The 15,704-nt window shown below is 36.4% G+C and carries 21 protein-coding genes; 8 read left to right on the top strand and 13 right to left on the bottom strand.

The features are described from left to right. Positions 1-4: 4 nt before the first annotated feature. The 3 genes from MJO57_RS15995 to MJO57_RS16005 are packed head-to-tail and all read right to left on the bottom strand — an operon-like array spanning position 5 to position 2,147. Positions 5-742 (bottom strand): HNH endonuclease family protein, encoded by a 738-nt coding sequence (locus tag MJO57_RS15995; protein ID WP_252026790.1) that lies wholly within the window; start codon positions 740-742, stop codon positions 5-7. Between the two features lie 27 nt (positions 743-769). Beyond that, positions 770-1,426, bottom strand: coding sequence for a hypothetical protein (locus tag MJO57_RS16000; protein ID WP_252026792.1), 657 nt, complete (start codon positions 1,424-1,426; stop codon positions 770-772). 31 nt (positions 1,427-1,457) lie between these two features. Further along, positions 1,458-2,147 carry a hypothetical protein gene (locus tag MJO57_RS16005; RefSeq protein WP_252026794.1) on the bottom strand — a complete coding sequence of 230 codons (690 nt, stop codon included), beginning with the start codon at positions 2,145-2,147 and terminating at the stop codon, positions 1,458-1,460. Positions 2,148-2,455: 308 nt separating this feature from the next. On the opposite strand from MJO57_RS16005, the gene MJO57_RS16010 reads away from it, so the two are divergent. The 3 genes from MJO57_RS16010 to MJO57_RS16020 all read left to right on the top strand — a co-directional run bounded on the left by MJO57_RS16010 (position 2,456) and on the right by MJO57_RS16020 (position 4,141). After that, the gene (locus MJO57_RS16010; protein ID WP_252026796.1) at positions 2,456-2,830 is read left to right on the top strand and encodes a GNAT family N-acetyltransferase; all 375 of its coding nucleotides are present in this window, start codon (positions 2,456-2,458) and stop codon (positions 2,828-2,830) included. Positions 2,831-2,944: 114 nt separating this feature from the next. Further along, positions 2,945-3,586, top strand: coding sequence for a TauD/TfdA family dioxygenase (locus MJO57_RS16015; RefSeq protein ID WP_252026798.1), 642 nt, complete (start codon positions 2,945-2,947; stop codon positions 3,584-3,586). Positions 3,587-3,616: 30 nt separating this feature from the next. Continuing rightward, complete coding sequence (locus MJO57_RS16020) at positions 3,617-4,141, top strand: hypothetical protein (RefSeq protein ID WP_252026800.1); 525 nt, start codon at positions 3,617-3,619, stop codon at positions 4,139-4,141. An 859-nt stretch (positions 4,142-5,000) separates the two neighbouring features. Here the strand turns inward: MJO57_RS16020 and MJO57_RS16025 are convergent. Then, on the bottom strand, positions 5,001-5,210 hold the full coding sequence (locus MJO57_RS16025; protein ID WP_252026802.1) for a hypothetical protein: 210 nt from the start codon (positions 5,208-5,210) through the stop codon (positions 5,001-5,003). A 514-nt stretch (positions 5,211-5,724) separates the two neighbouring features. Between MJO57_RS16025 and MJO57_RS16030 the strand changes: the two genes are divergently transcribed. From MJO57_RS16030 to MJO57_RS16050, 5 genes are all read left to right on the top strand, one after another. Next, on the top strand, positions 5,725-6,234 hold the full coding sequence (locus MJO57_RS16030; protein ID WP_252026804.1) for a hypothetical protein: 510 nt from the start codon (positions 5,725-5,727) through the stop codon (positions 6,232-6,234). Between the two features lie 50 nt (positions 6,235-6,284). Continuing rightward, positions 6,285-6,494, top strand: a complete 210-nt coding sequence (locus tag MJO57_RS16035) for a hypothetical protein (protein ID WP_252026806.1) — start codon at positions 6,285-6,287, stop codon at positions 6,492-6,494. Positions 6,495-6,708: 214 nt separating this feature from the next. Then, complete coding sequence (locus MJO57_RS16040) at positions 6,709-7,323, top strand: hypothetical protein (RefSeq protein WP_252026808.1); 615 nt, start codon at positions 6,709-6,711, stop codon at positions 7,321-7,323. A 45-nt stretch (positions 7,324-7,368) separates the two neighbouring features. Continuing rightward, positions 7,369-7,611, top strand: a complete 243-nt coding sequence (locus tag MJO57_RS16045) for a hypothetical protein (RefSeq protein WP_252026810.1) — start codon at positions 7,369-7,371, stop codon at positions 7,609-7,611. 39 nt (positions 7,612-7,650) lie between these two features. Next, complete coding sequence (locus tag MJO57_RS16050; protein WP_252026812.1) at positions 7,651-8,379, top strand: hypothetical protein; 729 nt, start codon at positions 7,651-7,653, stop codon at positions 8,377-8,379. Between the two features lie 32 nt (positions 8,380-8,411). Here the strand turns inward: MJO57_RS16050 and MJO57_RS16055 are convergent, their stop codons facing one another. From MJO57_RS16055 to MJO57_RS16090, 9 genes are all read right to left on the bottom strand, one after another. Beyond that, positions 8,412-10,301 carry a hypothetical protein gene (locus tag MJO57_RS16055; RefSeq protein WP_252026814.1) on the bottom strand — a complete coding sequence of 630 codons (1,890 nt, stop codon included), beginning with the start codon at positions 10,299-10,301 and terminating at the stop codon, positions 8,412-8,414. Positions 10,302-10,310: 9 nt separating this feature from the next. After that, entirely contained in the window at positions 10,311-12,374 is a 2,064-nt protein-coding gene (locus tag MJO57_RS16060; protein WP_252026816.1) for a hypothetical protein, read from the bottom strand. A gap of 9 nt (positions 12,375-12,383) precedes the next feature. Then, positions 12,384-12,560 carry a hypothetical protein gene (locus tag MJO57_RS16065; protein ID WP_252026818.1) on the bottom strand — a complete coding sequence of 59 codons (177 nt, stop codon included), beginning with the start codon at positions 12,558-12,560 and terminating at the stop codon, positions 12,384-12,386. A 38-nt stretch (positions 12,561-12,598) separates the two neighbouring features. Beyond that, positions 12,599-13,447, bottom strand: coding sequence for a hypothetical protein (locus MJO57_RS16070; protein ID WP_252026819.1), 849 nt, complete (start codon positions 13,445-13,447; stop codon positions 12,599-12,601). Continuing rightward, positions 13,447-13,617, bottom strand: a complete 171-nt coding sequence (locus MJO57_RS16075; RefSeq protein ID WP_252026821.1) for a helix-turn-helix domain-containing protein — start codon at positions 13,615-13,617, stop codon at positions 13,447-13,449. Before MJO57_RS16075 ends, MJO57_RS16070 begins: the two co-directional genes overlap by 1 nt. Positions 13,618-13,854: 237 nt before the next feature. Continuing rightward, positions 13,855-14,334, bottom strand: coding sequence for a hypothetical protein (locus MJO57_RS16080; RefSeq protein ID WP_252026823.1), 480 nt, complete (start codon positions 14,332-14,334; stop codon positions 13,855-13,857). Positions 14,335-14,338: 4 nt separating this feature from the next. Beyond that, positions 14,339-14,524: a hypothetical protein gene (locus tag MJO57_RS16085; RefSeq protein WP_252026825.1), complete on the bottom strand. Its 186-nt coding sequence runs from the start codon at positions 14,522-14,524 to the stop codon at positions 14,339-14,341. Next, positions 14,517-14,651, bottom strand: coding sequence for a hypothetical protein (locus MJO57_RS32800; protein WP_256493310.1), 135 nt, complete (start codon positions 14,649-14,651; stop codon positions 14,517-14,519). Before MJO57_RS32800 ends, MJO57_RS16085 begins: the two co-directional genes overlap by 8 nt. Before the next feature lie 30 nt (positions 14,652-14,681). Continuing rightward, a complete protein-coding gene (locus tag MJO57_RS16090; protein WP_252026827.1) occupies positions 14,682-15,377 on the bottom strand; it encodes a helix-turn-helix domain-containing protein in 696 nt (231 codons plus the stop codon). Positions 15,378-15,704 lie beyond the last annotated feature (327 nt).

Raw genomic sequence — 15,704 nt, forward strand, 5'->3', positions numbered from 1 at the left:
ATCCTTACTTTCCGCACTTCTGTTCTTTTAGTCCCTTGAACTGCCTTTGCTCATAATCAGATAGAACAAGACCATAGTTCTTAACAACACGAGTAAACCTCAGTACGTACTGGCAGTGAAAAGACTTTGCTGGTGGTAGCCAATCAAGTACACCTAATGCACCTTTTTCACGGTTTACACTTGCCTGTACTGCAAACAGGTTAACCTCGTCATTAGCAAACTGTTTACGCTTTTCAGGTGTCCACGTATACGCTCCATGATCCCATGCCCACTTCAGGGGCACTAAGTGGTCAATGTCTACATCTCTAGCGTTATAGAATGTCTTACCTGTATACGGGTCTAACCATCTACCCCTCTGAACTGTGCATTTGTTAGAGCCTGTATCAATAGTGCTGGTGCTTTGCTTCATAAGAAGCTCATGGCGAGTATTTACACAGTCTCGGTCATCATCAGCCCAAGAACCAAAATATGAACGTTTGTACTTAGGGATTGAGCCGGAGCTGGATGTACTTACTTTACTACTATGAAGTGTACCATCTGGCTGAGACTTTGATCCCTTGGGTAAGCGCCCACCGGAGTTAATACAATCTTGAACGGAGTCATAGGGAGTGAAGTTCTTTGTCCTGCTGTAGTAGGTGGAGCTTCTATCATGGCAAATACCTGAGTTGCTCTTTTTAACTACATCAGCATTGGAAACAGCAGCGAAGGCGAAGCAAAAAAATAGAGCGATTAACCTATTCATAAAAACTTCTCTGAAGTAGATTTTTGATTATAAAGCCAATAGCTTTCTATATTGCTCAACCACTTTCTCGTAGGATTCATGAGCAAACAAAGGGAAACGAGTTATCGTCAAGTCACCTTCACCAAAATGCATGTCACTGTACATGTTTTCCATAGGTCTTACATGTTCAAGATACATTTCAAGAAATAACTTTTTATTTTCTAAAAACAATTGATCCAAATATTCTTGTTCATAAAAGCCATAATCCTTTTTCCCATAGACTCCTTCAGCTCCAGTTTTAACAAAAAACTCATATGCTTTATAATCTATAGAGTTCGGGCTATAAGCATAAACTTTTTCGAAGTGTTCAAATCCACATTTAACAACCAATTCTCTGTAATAATCAAATTCAGGAATACCAAAGTCATCAATCATAGAGAACTCTTCAAGTTGACATATAAGATCAATAAAACCACTACAAAATTCTTTCATGTACTCAGCAGTTGGGTAAATGTTGTTATTAACATTTAGCAATCCTAAGTATACAGTTCGAAGCTTTACTATAAGCACTTCACCAGATTCTGCATTAATAAAGTTATCATCTAGTTCATGTAGGCTTTTATTTAAAGCATCCACTGCTGATTTAAGATCATTAAAACCAACGTGATAATGATCAGGCAAATACAACTCATCAAACAAATTCATAAAGGACATCCCTATCTCATCTGGACTGTAATTAAATTTCTTTCAATTTTTTATACAAATAGACTTTCTGAGCAAACTCGCGACTGAAAAATATATTAAAAGGTGAAACACTGCCATTAGCAGCGGCAAAATCATGGTTAGATTTTATGTCTATGCAAAACTGAGTATTAGCTTGATACCATAAAGCCAAGTGGCCTTTTGAATGAAGGTCATAATCACAAAAACCATTAAATTGATTGTATTTTACGAAGTACTCAAAAGCCTTGTAATCATCAGAATCAATATCAAAAGGAAAGCAACCAATTGCATTAAAATGATCAAACCCTAACTGAATAATCTTCTCTTTTATAATTAAAATCTGATCATGATTTCCTAGAAAGTCATTACAAATAGAAGAAACGCTAGACACAATATCAATATATTTAGAAGCAACACTATAAGCATCACTAAAGACATTCCATTGTATAAGATTATATCTTTTATCATTAATCTCTTTAAGTAGAGAACCTATATCTGCCAGCTCATCTTGAAGTTTACTGTCTGGGTACTCTGGATTCATTTTAAACATCAATGAATCATATTTTCTTTGTATGCCTGTAAATAAGGCATCTAGAGTAATCTTTTGAATACAACTGTATGTAGCTATAGGATGCATTGGCTTAACCTCAAGAAAAGTGAATATTCTGCACCGAATATGTGGTGTACCAGATTCTATAGACACATGTTGATCGTATGTCCAATATCACCAATCTTTGAAGATAAAACTCACGCTACCGCCCGATGATTTAGCAAGCACCCTCAGAAGTCCTTGCGTAGCGTGGTTCACGATAGCTATTGCTTGATTTTTAACCTAATTCTCTATGTACAAGCAGGCAAAACCACTGCTAGGTAGCACTCTCCGGCAACATTTCATGAGTTGACTATGGTACAACTCCGTAGCCTTTGAGTCAGTAGCTACCGCTTGCCTAACCACAAAATACTCTGATATAAGCCTCTTAAGCTGTACTTTAGAACCAAAGGAAGGTGATAGTGGAAATTACCATCAAGCAGATACAAGAATTCCGCCCTTCTGGTTGCTCCCTTATAGCCTATGACAAAGAAGGAAATAGGCTTGGACATGCTTATATTTCACTAGATGGTGATGTAGCAACACTAGTAGATATCTATGTCAGACCAGACACAAAAAAACGCACCCTTCTACCCTTTCTCAACCGAAAAGCAACATTTCGCAATAGAGGTATAGGCAGTAAATTACTTCAACATGTAATAGCTCTTTGTGAAGCAACTAATGTCACAGCCCTTAAAGGTCGAATGGAAGGTGACATAAGCAGACTTGAGCTTTGGTATGCGAAGTATGGCTTCATCATTAGTGGTACAGATATCACCCTTACATTCAGCGAATAGTGCTGTTTCCCACAACATATAGCACTTCTTGAGGCACAAGATTGAGGCACAAGACTTTAGCTGACATCTGCGCTTGCAAGTACTACAGAGTGGTCTACCTTCACTGCTGACCACATGAACAAAAATCCCATAACGGAATGGTACTGCTGTATGAGAGATGCCCTAAATGGACTTCAAGAGAATGGTTACTGCATCATTAGAGGTAGCACAATACAAGAACTTCAAAAGTTCGCATCTGATTTAGGTCAAATTGTGTACACAACAGAAGTTCAGGTAAACATAAACTCAAGAGCTTTAGTTACATCCGACCGAGAACTTAAGCTTCACACAGACCATCATGCAGTGAATTACATTGCATGGTACTGTCATAAACAGAGTACTGCTGGTGGTGAAAGTGTACTCCTTGACACTAATCTAATACTCCCAAAACTTTCAAATCATGACGTGCAGGCACTACGGGGGATACATGCATATGAGCATAAAGTATTCGACGATGATGCAGAGCAGCACCCTATTCTAAGCAAATCCGAATCTAATGATTTAGAAGTCTATTATTCCTACTGGTTAATGGATGACAAAGACAGAGTAAATATTCATTTCCAGAAACTTAAAGAATTAATCGAAGAAAGCAAACCACTTAAGTTCAGGCTAGAAGCAAATGATGTACTAATCCTGAATAACAAAAGAGTTCTACATGGAAGAACAGAAATACAAGGGGACAAGGACAGACATCTAACAAGATATTGGATTAAGTAACAATAAACGTTAACAGAGGAAATACAGGATATGACATCAGCCATACATGAAGCTAAAAATTTGGTATATCCAGATGCTATTACTGAAGATGAAATTCAGTATTTCGTTGCAAAAGGTGTACACCCAGACATAGCTAAGATTGATTTCGGAATGATCAAGATGAAGCTAAAGGAAAAGGATGAAGGTCTCGGCTGGAGTGACGAACAATGTGAGAGTGGTGAATTGGAGTACAAGCGTTATTTGACTATGTGTCTGAAGTTCGGAAAAGGAATGGTGCCGAATAAAATCATGGATAATTTTTGGCATTACCACATTTTAGATACAAGGGCTTATGAAAGAGATTGCAATGCCCTATTTGGTGGGATCATGCATCATTACCCGTATTTTGGCATGAGAGGAGAGGAAGATTCTCAGGACTTAAAAAAATCATTTTACAAGTCCAGGGATTTATATGAACAGGAGTTTGGAGAGCCAATGGCAAGGGAAGAGCATACAGACTGTTGGCACGACTGCGAAAATCGATGCTGGCACGCTTGCCCATCTATAGCAGCATAAAGTTAATAGGCTCAGTGGATGAGCCATTATATGAGAAATTGCTCACAATAAATTTGTTATAATGTAATAAAGCCTTACTACTAAATCCCAAACATCTAGCCCTTTCAAATACCCCTAAATAGCCCACAATGTAGCATTAACAAATAAACGCAGAGTGCTGTGAAATAATCAGCTATGTATGAGGTAGCTACAACCGTGTCAGTTTAAGAAACCTGCCTATAACCACGATGGAATGCAGGAACTAAGATTTTGGACATTAAACTTAAACACAAACCCAAGTGATGCGCCCTTTGAGGTGCAGATATACATTAGTTGCCACAAATAGCTTATGTATATAGAGGTGAGATCATCACCGACCGTTAGTTGCGATGACAGATTTGTTGTTTGGCTTATAAAAAGCCTTACAGAGGGAGAGACCGCTAACCTGCTTCCTAAAGATCTATTTGTGGTGCGTTCTGGCTCCGTCAGCAAGTACTGAATCAATAGTCCCTTTGCAGGGATTGATGTGAACATCACCTTCAGCAATATATATTTAATAAGGCTCTTGTAGGATTTCAGACTGCTACTGGGTTGAACATTGCTGAAGCCCTTTATCTACAAAGGTTGTCAGCATATTGTCCGGTAATGTTGCTCAATCCTTGTTTTTCGTGACCTACAGTCAGTTTTCACTGTAGAGCAGTTCGTAATCAAAATAGAGCCTTTAATAATTAATTAATAAAGATACAGTTAGTAATTCATTAGCTTACGGAGTAAGCGTATATGGATTGCGTAACTGTTTGCCATTACGAAGTAATGTGCAATAGATATTCATCTCAGACAATCATTGATATGTAATTCATCTGAGATAATTACTTCATCACTACGTCACAGCAATCATTGAGATAATTATTTGAGGCTCTTTTCGGGTTACAGACTGCTCTGCAATGAAAATTGGCCAAAGGCCTTGATATACAATGCCTTCAGGAAACTGCTGGCTAAATATTGCCAAGCCCTGCCACAGGAGGATTCCAGCCTGATTTATGAAATCAGCAGTCTGCAATACGAAAAGAGCCTTATTTGATGTATTCACTGATGTGTAATTCATCTCAGACAATCATTGAGATAATTATTTGATGTATTCACTGATGTGTAATTCATCTCAGACAATCATTGAGATAATTATTTGATGTATTCACTGATGTGTAATTCATCTCAGACAATCACATCCAACAATTTATTTCTATATACCAAAGGACACATATGGAATTCAACAACTGGCTAAATGAACAGATCCAATTAGGACATTTGCAATTGAATACAAGATCTAGTGCTGAATACAAATATAATACGATAATTGGGTTCGGAAGGAAATGGTCTAGCAAGAAATCCGATGCAAAAAAAGTAGGCTCTTTTCGTATTGCAGACTGCTGATTTCATAAATCAGGCTGGAATCCTCCTGTGGCAGGGCTTGGCAATATTTAGCCAGCAGTTTCCTGAAGGCATTGTATATCAAGGCCTTTGGCCAATTTTCATTGCAGAGCAGTCTGTAACCCGAAAAGAGCCAAAAAGTAAACATTGAATTCTCCCTAACACAAGATGAATATTTGCAGTTGGTTTTCAATGCAGGTCTATCTCATCCAAAACAGATCGGCCTTGCCTCTAATGATTACCAGCTAGGACGTATTGGAGATACCGGAGGATATGTCATGGGCAATTGCAGATTCATCACTCAAAAGCAAAACAAGAAAGAAATGGGAGATAGACATGGCTGCAAGAGGAAAGGCAAAGATCATCATATGTACGGGAAAAGAGGCAAAGACAATCATATGTACGGCAGAACAGGCAAAGATCATCCCTCATATGGGCGTTTGCCTTGGAAAACTGGCAAAGCAAAAAATAATCAAGAAAGTATGTCTGCTTGGGAACAACTCCCCGGATTATATCAGCTATGGAAAGATAATAATTCCCCTAGATGTGGCAAATTCAGATCATTAGCTGTTCAGTACAATTTTCCAGATATCAACTATGAAAAAATGATCAAGTACTTCAATGGAACAAATAATCACAAAGGAGGAATAGATTATTTGTTAAAGGAACACGCTAAATATGACTGAAAGAACATCTAATAGTCACATCCAGAAGAAATAACAAAGGAATATTCAATATGAATTACAGAGATTTGAATTTAGGACTATACAACCCACATCTGCTAGACGGAATAACAATTAGCGAAGCGTGGCAACTTGTACATAATAGATTAATTGATTCCGGTGTAAAACCAAATCATATTAGATACAGGAAGACGATGGAAAAACTAAGTGAGATTATAAATTCAGCTGATGAAATGGCGTTTATAGGAATACAAAAAAGATAAAATCATTCCTCAGAATGATGTACTGCTTACGTATACATTGCAATTTGCGTACAAGTACCTATTAAATCTTTATTTACCTATTGATAACATTTCTAGTGCTAATAATTTATAAACATAATATTTCATAACTTTTGTCAGTACATGTACAAATAATAGTCAATCACTGCTTACTACGATCAAATTGATTTGAAATTATAAAATAAGGTACGCATTAATGAAAAAAGTGATTATTCCATTTATTGCTTCCACAATTTTAGCTGGATGTGCTACAGGTTCCTTTGAAGCTAAAGAAGCTCCTGAAGGAGTTGGTTACACAGGGATATACGGTAAAGATGGCATTATGACTTCTTACCGCACAAGCAGAAAAGTACAGCCTAAAGCAGACCTTGGTGTATGTATCGCCTCGAACATTTCAGCTAGTGATGTGTCTTTCAGTGGTACGCAGTACTCTAGGGGTGCTTTAACTGGCAATGTATATAAGTTAAACGACTCAAACACTGAACAAGCTAAAGGTGCTCTTACTGCATCATCAGAGTCTATGGCAATGGGGGTTGAGCAGACTACAAGAGTTGCGAAAGACTCATTTGGTCTAATGAACCTCACATATAATTTGAAGCATAATGTGACAGCGAAAATTGATGGAAGTAGTTTGAAGTTCAAGTTTGATCGGCTGAATTTTAACCAAGCCAACTCAGGCTCACTTGGTGCAGGAAGCTTCAAAGATAATGGTGTTGTTACTTGGATTCCATCAATAGTAGATGGTGCAATAGAGCAGTACAACGAAACAGCTGATCGTATCACACTATGTTTAAATGGTGATGATTTTTAGGATACATCAAACAATACCTATAACTATTTGAGTACTAGGAATTTAATGAATAATACTAAATGGACAAAAGAAGAAGTACAGGCAGTAGTTGAGTACGTAAAAGTATATGAATTTAGCTATGCCAATATTCATAAAATTAAACTGAATCGTAGTGAAGAGTCGATTAAGTACAAGTTAAGAGTAATAAAGAACCTTGTTCTAAATAATAGTGCTCCAAAGGGTTATGAAATGTTTACTGAGTCTCATTTAAACGAGATTCGTGAAATTATAGATGCGAACCTAAAATAATTAAAACACACAGAATGATCCTCAGGAATTAAAGTGTTTATGGAAAACATGACAAAAGAGGAACAACGTGATTTTCTCGCAATGGCGGCTGAAGAGTCAGGTCTAAATAAAATCCTGACCTTTAAAGGGCAGTCAAATGCTAAACACTATGAGTCCTATAGATTCTATAGGAAATCAGGTCTATACGGCATAGAGTTCTGGGGAAACGCTGGGCTTGGATTTTATGGAGACGCTGATTTCTTTAAGTCTATTAGTCATGCATTCATTGATCACCCAAAGTTGAAAAGAATTCATGGCAAGTACATTGAGTTTCAAATAGACACAGATTTTATTGAAATCTGTAAAATGATCATCCCTCATATTGTAGTAGATGATACTGACATTGAAACTGATAGTATTAATAGAGATATTATAGAGCGTGAGACATATGACTCATTAGATTCATTTGCTAAATGGCGATATGATGAAATTGACAGAATTAAAACATCAATAAATGATGTATTTGGTGGAAAGTCGCTATTTGCTTTCGAACATGCTAAAACAATAAAAGAGCATGGTTCAAATGCAATACATCCAGACAACATACAGCTTATGGTACAACGTGAGAACTCAGTAAAGAATGGCACATCTATGAAACGGATGTCATGGGAAGAACAGGTTGAGGAGATAGAGTTTTATATGTCTCGTACGAGGTACAATCTGGATGATTCCCAAAAGATGATCATCAACAAGCTAATTATACAGCTCAAATCAGTTTATGAGCTATAAACAACAGATCTGTTGAAATAATCTGAAAATTACTAGAGGGTTCTGGTAATCAGAACCCCAGTAATATCCTGTGTGAATCCATCTTCATCAAAAGTGTGAACTACAGTTTCTACCCTGAAAAGGTTCTGTACTTCTTGGCCTGTAGGATATGCAAGACCAGTCTCAGTATCAGGTACTGCTGAGTCAATGAATCTTAATAAAAAGTACGGCTCATGACGTAAGGAGTCCATTTGTAATGTAGTCCCATCCACTAATGATCTTTTCCGTTCATTAATAATATCAATAAGCTCTCCTTTAAACTCTTCTTCTGAACCAATTAGCCAATACGGATCACCAACAACGGACAGTGAAATAGTTTGTAGGTGTAGCCCATTATAATAATTACTTCTCTCTACTCTTTTTATTGCTGAAGCTAAACTATCATTATTATTTTTTGTGCCTATTGCTGTTTCAGTCTCTCCATAACTAATTGGAATCTGGATAGAACTTGTATTTCTTTGAAAAGAACTAAAATCTCTAATATTCTGAGTAGACGAATTAACTGTATCAATACTACTTGGATTGTAGTTGTAAAGATTTTTCGGATTACCATTAGATGTAACTAACACTGGATCGGCAGGCTGAGCGTCGGACACGTAAAAACCATCTCTGTTATTCTTATCTAAACGACTTTCGATGTTTCTCTCAGAAACATATGAGTACAAATCATTATAATTAGCACTCAAATCAAGTATCTCATTATTGAGTCCTGTAAATGTATACTCATAGGACTTTATACCTAATCTACCGTCAGTACTTTTTAATGCTGCATTTTGTATCGTACGCAAAGCAGATAAAGAATTACTTTCAGGTATATTCAATTGCTGTAGGCTTGTACTATCAGCCGTACTGTATTGAATTACATAATACGTAATCAGGTAAATGGGTGTTTTTCTAACTGGATCATAACCAGCATAATCATATACAGGTACAACCTGTATAAACTGCCTTTTGTAGACACCATCATCTGATATTACTTGATCCATTACTAAATCAAATATTTTACCTATACTAAAATCAGGAGCGAAAGACCAAGTAGTGTTCGAAGTACCTTTCTTGCTCTGAACTTTAAGGTTTCCAATTGATGGCTGAACAATAATTTTTCGATAACTCTCAGGTTGTACTTCACCATTTCCTGTTTGAACTCTATCTTTGAACTGAGCCTCATCAATAGAATTAATTACACTCTCTAACTCATTAGCAAAATCTTGAACTGTATTTTTAGATGTAAATTCTACCTGCTCACCTAGAAACCAAGTATCTGGATCATGTAGAAAGTTCATAAAAGTACATTTAAAAGTATATGTTGTACCTGCACCACCTTCAGGGTCAATATCAATATTTTGCACTTGTATCCTATAAGTTCTTCCGTATGCACCTAAGTCTACTGGTTTATTTGTTATAGGGTCATATCCTTTATAACCAATGTCTAGCAATAATGGGATTTTACTTAACGTTTGTATCCCAAGTGAAAAAGCTGCATTATCCAACCGATCAAGCAAGGTTCTTCCATACGGCTCATAAATTTCAATATCAACTAGTTGAACACTGGAATTTTTTGTCCTTGGTGTACCTGGAGCAACTGATTTAATTTCAATATTTTTTATTTCAAAGGAGCTTGTAACACCACTTTCAGCAATTACAACCTCCGGAACATCTTGCTTTGGGTCTCTTTGAAACTGCCTAAAACCACTAGCTGACATCATGTATAATTTGGCAGTCCAAGTAGAGTTATGTAATCCTAACAATGGATTTCTGTAAGGTTCAAAATAATCATACAGATTAACATTATGATTATTTTGAGAGCTGAATATTATATTAGAATCACTTTTAAGCTCTGTATCTAAAAGTACAGGATTAAAGCCCTTTGCAGCATTTTTCATTTTCCACTCCTATAAATTTGGAATATCATTAATGAATACTTTCCCTTTTTGCAACTTGAGGAGTTTATTATTTGTACTAACACCTTGTTTCGTAATATTAATAAGATCATCTAGTTTATTTGTTATTGCATCATTAGGTAGTAAAGCAGCACTTTCGGATTTACTTTTAACAACTGGCTTATTGAAAGAAAATTGATCACGATATTCATTCAGTGCTGGAGCAATCTGTGATTTAGGAACTGGCGGCAATTGTTTCTCATCATCTAGAAATGCGCTACGTAAATTATATTTTATTGCTTCAGATTGTGTTTCATATGATGATCTTCGACTTGAATAAGTTTTATCCATTTCTAGCTGTCTCTTATTCTCTTCCTCTCTCGCTTTACGTCGTTCTTGTTGTCTCTTATTAAATTCTTCATCACTAAGCCCGCCTAACCACTCTGGAATCTTAGACCTCATCTTATCAAACAATTCTGGTAGAAAATCTGAAAACTCATATAAAGAATCAGCAATACCTTTGTAGATATTCTCAATCTCAGCACCAAATTTATCACCAAACAAACCAACAGCAGCAGCACCAGTTAACTCTATAATTCCCCCTAATGCGTCTAACAACATACCCCATGACATCGACAATGTGTTACTTACTGAATCTAGTAAACTCGATAGTAACATACCGCCCCATTTAACTAGATTGTCTTTTGTGAAATTCGATCTAACCCAGTTGAGCATATCTTCCCAAACAAAATCCCAGTTATCGACGAAAAACTTAATACTGTTAACCCCTTCGATTCCGAAAACGGTAAGCTCTGAGATAAACCCACTGAAATAATTATTCATACTGGATATTGCTGTATCCCAAAATTCATCTGACAATTCTTGTGCTGTTTGTACCTGTTTATTACTCCTTCTAACAGCAGCGTGAAACCTTGTAAGAACATTAGCTTGTTCACCCAAAACAAACTCTGCTTGAGTAAGCCTCATCTGTGTTTCAGTGGATGCTTTTTGTACCAAATCCTGAACAATTTTTGCCCCTTCAGCACCTTCTATTAGACCCTGCTGTGCTTGGCCTGCAACATCATTAATTACAGACATCAGACCACTTACAGCAGCTATCTGACGTTCACTATCCGATAGTGCCTTCCCCCTAATACGTTTATGTATCATTTGTTGTAGAAAATCTGCTTGTTCACCAAAAACATCTAGACCTGCATTTATAGCATTGGTAATAGCTTGAGCTTGTGCTTCGGCATACCCTTTATTGATCAGAGCTTGAACTGTCCCCATACCGTCAAGCTTTTCAGAAGCTACACGTAATCCTTCCGATAACTCTCGTCGGGATTTACCTAGTACTTGGGACATTTCATTAAGCTCTTCGATGTACTCGCGGAGTCCCTGTCTTTGCTGAGCTTTTGTCATGGCGTCCCACAAACCATATGTCTTCTGGGTACTCATGTAATCTACTACTGTCTGTGCAAGTTCTTTGTTCTGGATATTTAACTGACCATTAGTAAGCTCCATTTCACGGAATGAACTCATCAAGTCGCCAAGAACCATAGGGGCAGTACTGCCAAAACCTGCTAGATATTCAGAGTTCTGTATTAGTACTGAACTGAAGTCATCTAAGTCCATACGACTACGAGCTGCTGCCTTAGATAATCCCAACATACCACCTTCTGCTCTCAATCCAGCCTCATTGACATTGATATACTGCTGAAGCTGTTCATTCATGTACTTATAAAGTTCAGTACCAGTTTGAATGATTAACTCAAATGCTGTGCCCATCGGACCGAACTGCCCTATCACAGAACCCAGTCCATTAGCTAAATCAGGGATAGCATTTGAGTTATTGAAACTCATAAAGTCACCAACAGTTTCTGACAAAGAAGTAAAATCGAATGTTTGATTCGAGTTAGTAGAATTAATTCTATTCTTTATACCTTTTGAAGTATTAGAAGACCTAGATGAGTTACCAGTAACTAGTCTCATCTCATTTAATATTTGTTCTTGTATACCTAATAAATCATTTTGTGACTTAGACAAATCTACGAGCGCATTTACTAGTGCTGACATATAACTCCCTTACTTATTCATCGAGTCATTCTCTTTTTTTATTTTTTTGTTGTAGGACTCAATAAGAGTCTTCCTTTGCTGAAATGGCATTTCCCACGCCTCAGTTGGTGATACATTTGGAAGATGAATAACCATATCATCAATATTTTTTTTAATTTCACCTGCCCTTTCATCTAACTCATTCAACGATATGCTGGCTTGCTCTGGGCTTTCTAGCAAACCAGCTATGAAAAAGCCTGAGGGTTATAGAAGTTTGCTTTTTGATCCCACTCATAAGAGCATTTATGACATGCAAGCTCTAACACCTTGGGAATACCTAACTCAGCTAATGGCTCTAAAGCCTTATTAATAGCTTTAGTATCACTAGATGGTAACTGCATCAAAAAACTTTTTATTTCTTTAGCATCATACACTTTTGTTAATCTTTCATCTGGCAACTCTATGTTCTCAATAGAGTCAAACATGATTTCTAACTCCATTTGACACAATTCATTTCCTATGTTTTTTATATTTTTCATCACCTCTTCAGGTGGCAACGAGTTAAGAACCTCTTCATTCGCTGCAAGACTGGTCAATGCCATCTTCTTTTTGAATCCATAGGCTAAGCTTTTTAGTGTATTAGGCTTTAGCTGCAAAACAACACCGCTACTTAATGGAATCTTGTACTTCTCTTTATCTTCAATGGTCAATGGTAGTATTCTATCTACAAGATTCTGAATATCTCTTGTATGAAGTCCATCTTGCCCACATTCCGGACATTGAACATTAAGATTGTAATCTTTCTGCCTAGATGCTAATCGAATAGCTAAAAGTATTGCTTCTGCATCAGCAGCTGATAATACCCATGCATTTTTTACGTTAGGACAACAAGATTCGATTACTTCAGAAACCCCTGTTCCATTCAATAGCTTTGTAGGGTTTGAAAGTGTTAGCTCATCTCTAGCCGTTAAAGCTCTTACTGAAACTAATGGTTCAATCGTTTTAAATTCAACATCAACATCTGTATACCAGATTCCGCCACTTGGTAACAAAACATCTTCAGAAGTACTTGTATGGTAATTGGATAAAGACATTAATCACCTCCCTCCTGTACAATACGGTCAATAGTGCTTACTGAAACATTAAATTTCTTTGCAATATCGACCTTCATATAGCCATGATTTACTAATTCTCTAACTGCCTGCCTTTCACTTGTATTAAGAAGCACGTTCTTCTTTCGTTTACGTAGCTCTTTTGTTTCCATACCATGTCTCCCTATAAAGCCAATTTATATACAGTATTTATTGATGCAAATACAGGGATGGGGTGATGGGTGTCTGCGGTGATGCTGTGATAGGTGTCTGCGGTGATTGGAATGGATGAGGTTTAAAGTACTGATACTGATATAGCATGTTATGTAAGGGGATTTAGAGAATGACTAAGGGTAAATAAACCCCTTTCGTGAGAATTGAAAACAGATGCATGAATACAGATAACGTCATCATCGTCTTTTAATATTATGATACATCGGGTTCTGGGACATCATTTGTTGTACTTGTACATCTAACATCTTCTGATCATGCATTTGAATTTTAGTACTATCAATATCTTTCTTAATAGCTTTTGCAGCTTCAGTTGATATCTTAAATTTTGGAGTATCTTCAGACATCCATAACGGTATAGTACGGATTACACTATAACCTGAATAATGCAGCTCTTGTTTGAACTGATGCTCTGGGAACATATCTCTTGGATCTGCACTTATAGTAAACCTGATAGCTATTACTTGATCTGCATTTTTTATTTTTGCATGTAGAACTTCATTAACTAAATCATTCCGTAGTAATTCATTAAGCTCTTTCTTAGACATATCTTTCAGAAACTTGTAATCAATAGGTATAGTTAGTTCATCTAGAGTTTTGATTGGATTATCAGTTTTAATAATGAAAAGATAATTTCTAGGGATCTGTTTTTTATGCATTTTTTTAACTCCAAGTGATATAGCCGAGATTCTCAAGTCTATTAAAAGCTTGTATTGACTCCAAGAGAAACTTAGAACGGGACTTCTTCTGGACATTAAAGCCTATAGAACGCTCAATCTTAGGTTCATCATTATTATTCATGAAATCATCTTTCGCCTTTTTAAAAAATTCTTCCATATCATCAATCATTTCTTGTACTCCCTAATTCTCTAACTTCTCTTATCCACCCACGAACAAGCTCATCTATCTTATGTTGTGGTGTTCCATTTTCTTTCAATTTAAATATCATTAGACGAAGACGTTCAATTTCTTGCATTTCATTTAACCCCTCCTGTAATTGCCATATTTATAACTTGCCTTCCTTCTTAAATTTATCTCTTAGTCTTTTCATGGTGCTTCTATTCTTTCCATATAGTTTTGCTAGTTGTGAATCCTTTGCACCTTTTTTCATGTAACCAAGTATTTCTGCTCTATGATCATCAGTAAACCTACCTGTCACCTTCTTATCTGTTTTAGCCTTAGACATTTGAATACTAATGTTGGTATCTAATGTATTATCAATAACTACGAACTCTAAGAAATCTGATTCTTTTTGGTTATGTGAATTAGTATCAAATAAATCATCTTGTGTTACACGTCTAATACTCCCATCTGCAAGATGTAATTCAAATACTAATATCTGCTTATCATATGCAGCCATCCAGCAACCAATAGCTTTCTTACCTTTACCTCCATTAATGTCTTTAGTTACTGTTCCAGAAACAACAACAACATTTTCATAATGTGATTTGTAGAATAATTGTGTGCTTTTTAGTCTTCCTTTAAAACCATAAGACCAAGCACCTAGAATTGTATTAAGCCTGTCATTTTTTAATTCAGTGGTTGTATTAACATAGAGCGTTGTTGTTTCATCTAATAACGGAACACCATCTATTCCTATTGTTAAATTAATAAAACCTGTGATTGTATCCTTTCTGTATGTATGACCATTAATTTCTGTATCATCTGCGTTGATGTATAGCTTGGTAGTAAATCGTTGCATTATTGCTCTCCCTGATTAGCTTTGCCGTTGCGTTCTATTGTATTTAATAGAAAACAACAAAAGTTGCTTATAATGCGCTTTTTTTGTTGCGTAGTTTATTAAAACAATTTTCATGCTCGAGTAATTCATGAGGGTTATTGGTTAGAAAATGATCTTGGGAGTTAGTGGCTTGCTGGAGTGTTGGCATAGAAAAGCAACCCATTTTCCGCTGGGATGTGATTGGCTGGGATGTATACCTAAATGCCTATAGCCCTACGTAAATGAGGATCTGGGGAGTATTGGCATAGAAACGCAACACTTTTTCCGCCGCTAGTTACTTACATAATA

Origin of the sequence: Endozoicomonas sp. SCSIO W0465, from assembly GCF_023716865.1 — a bacterium.
Lineage (GTDB): Bacteria > Pseudomonadota > Gammaproteobacteria > Pseudomonadales > Endozoicomonadaceae > Endozoicomonas.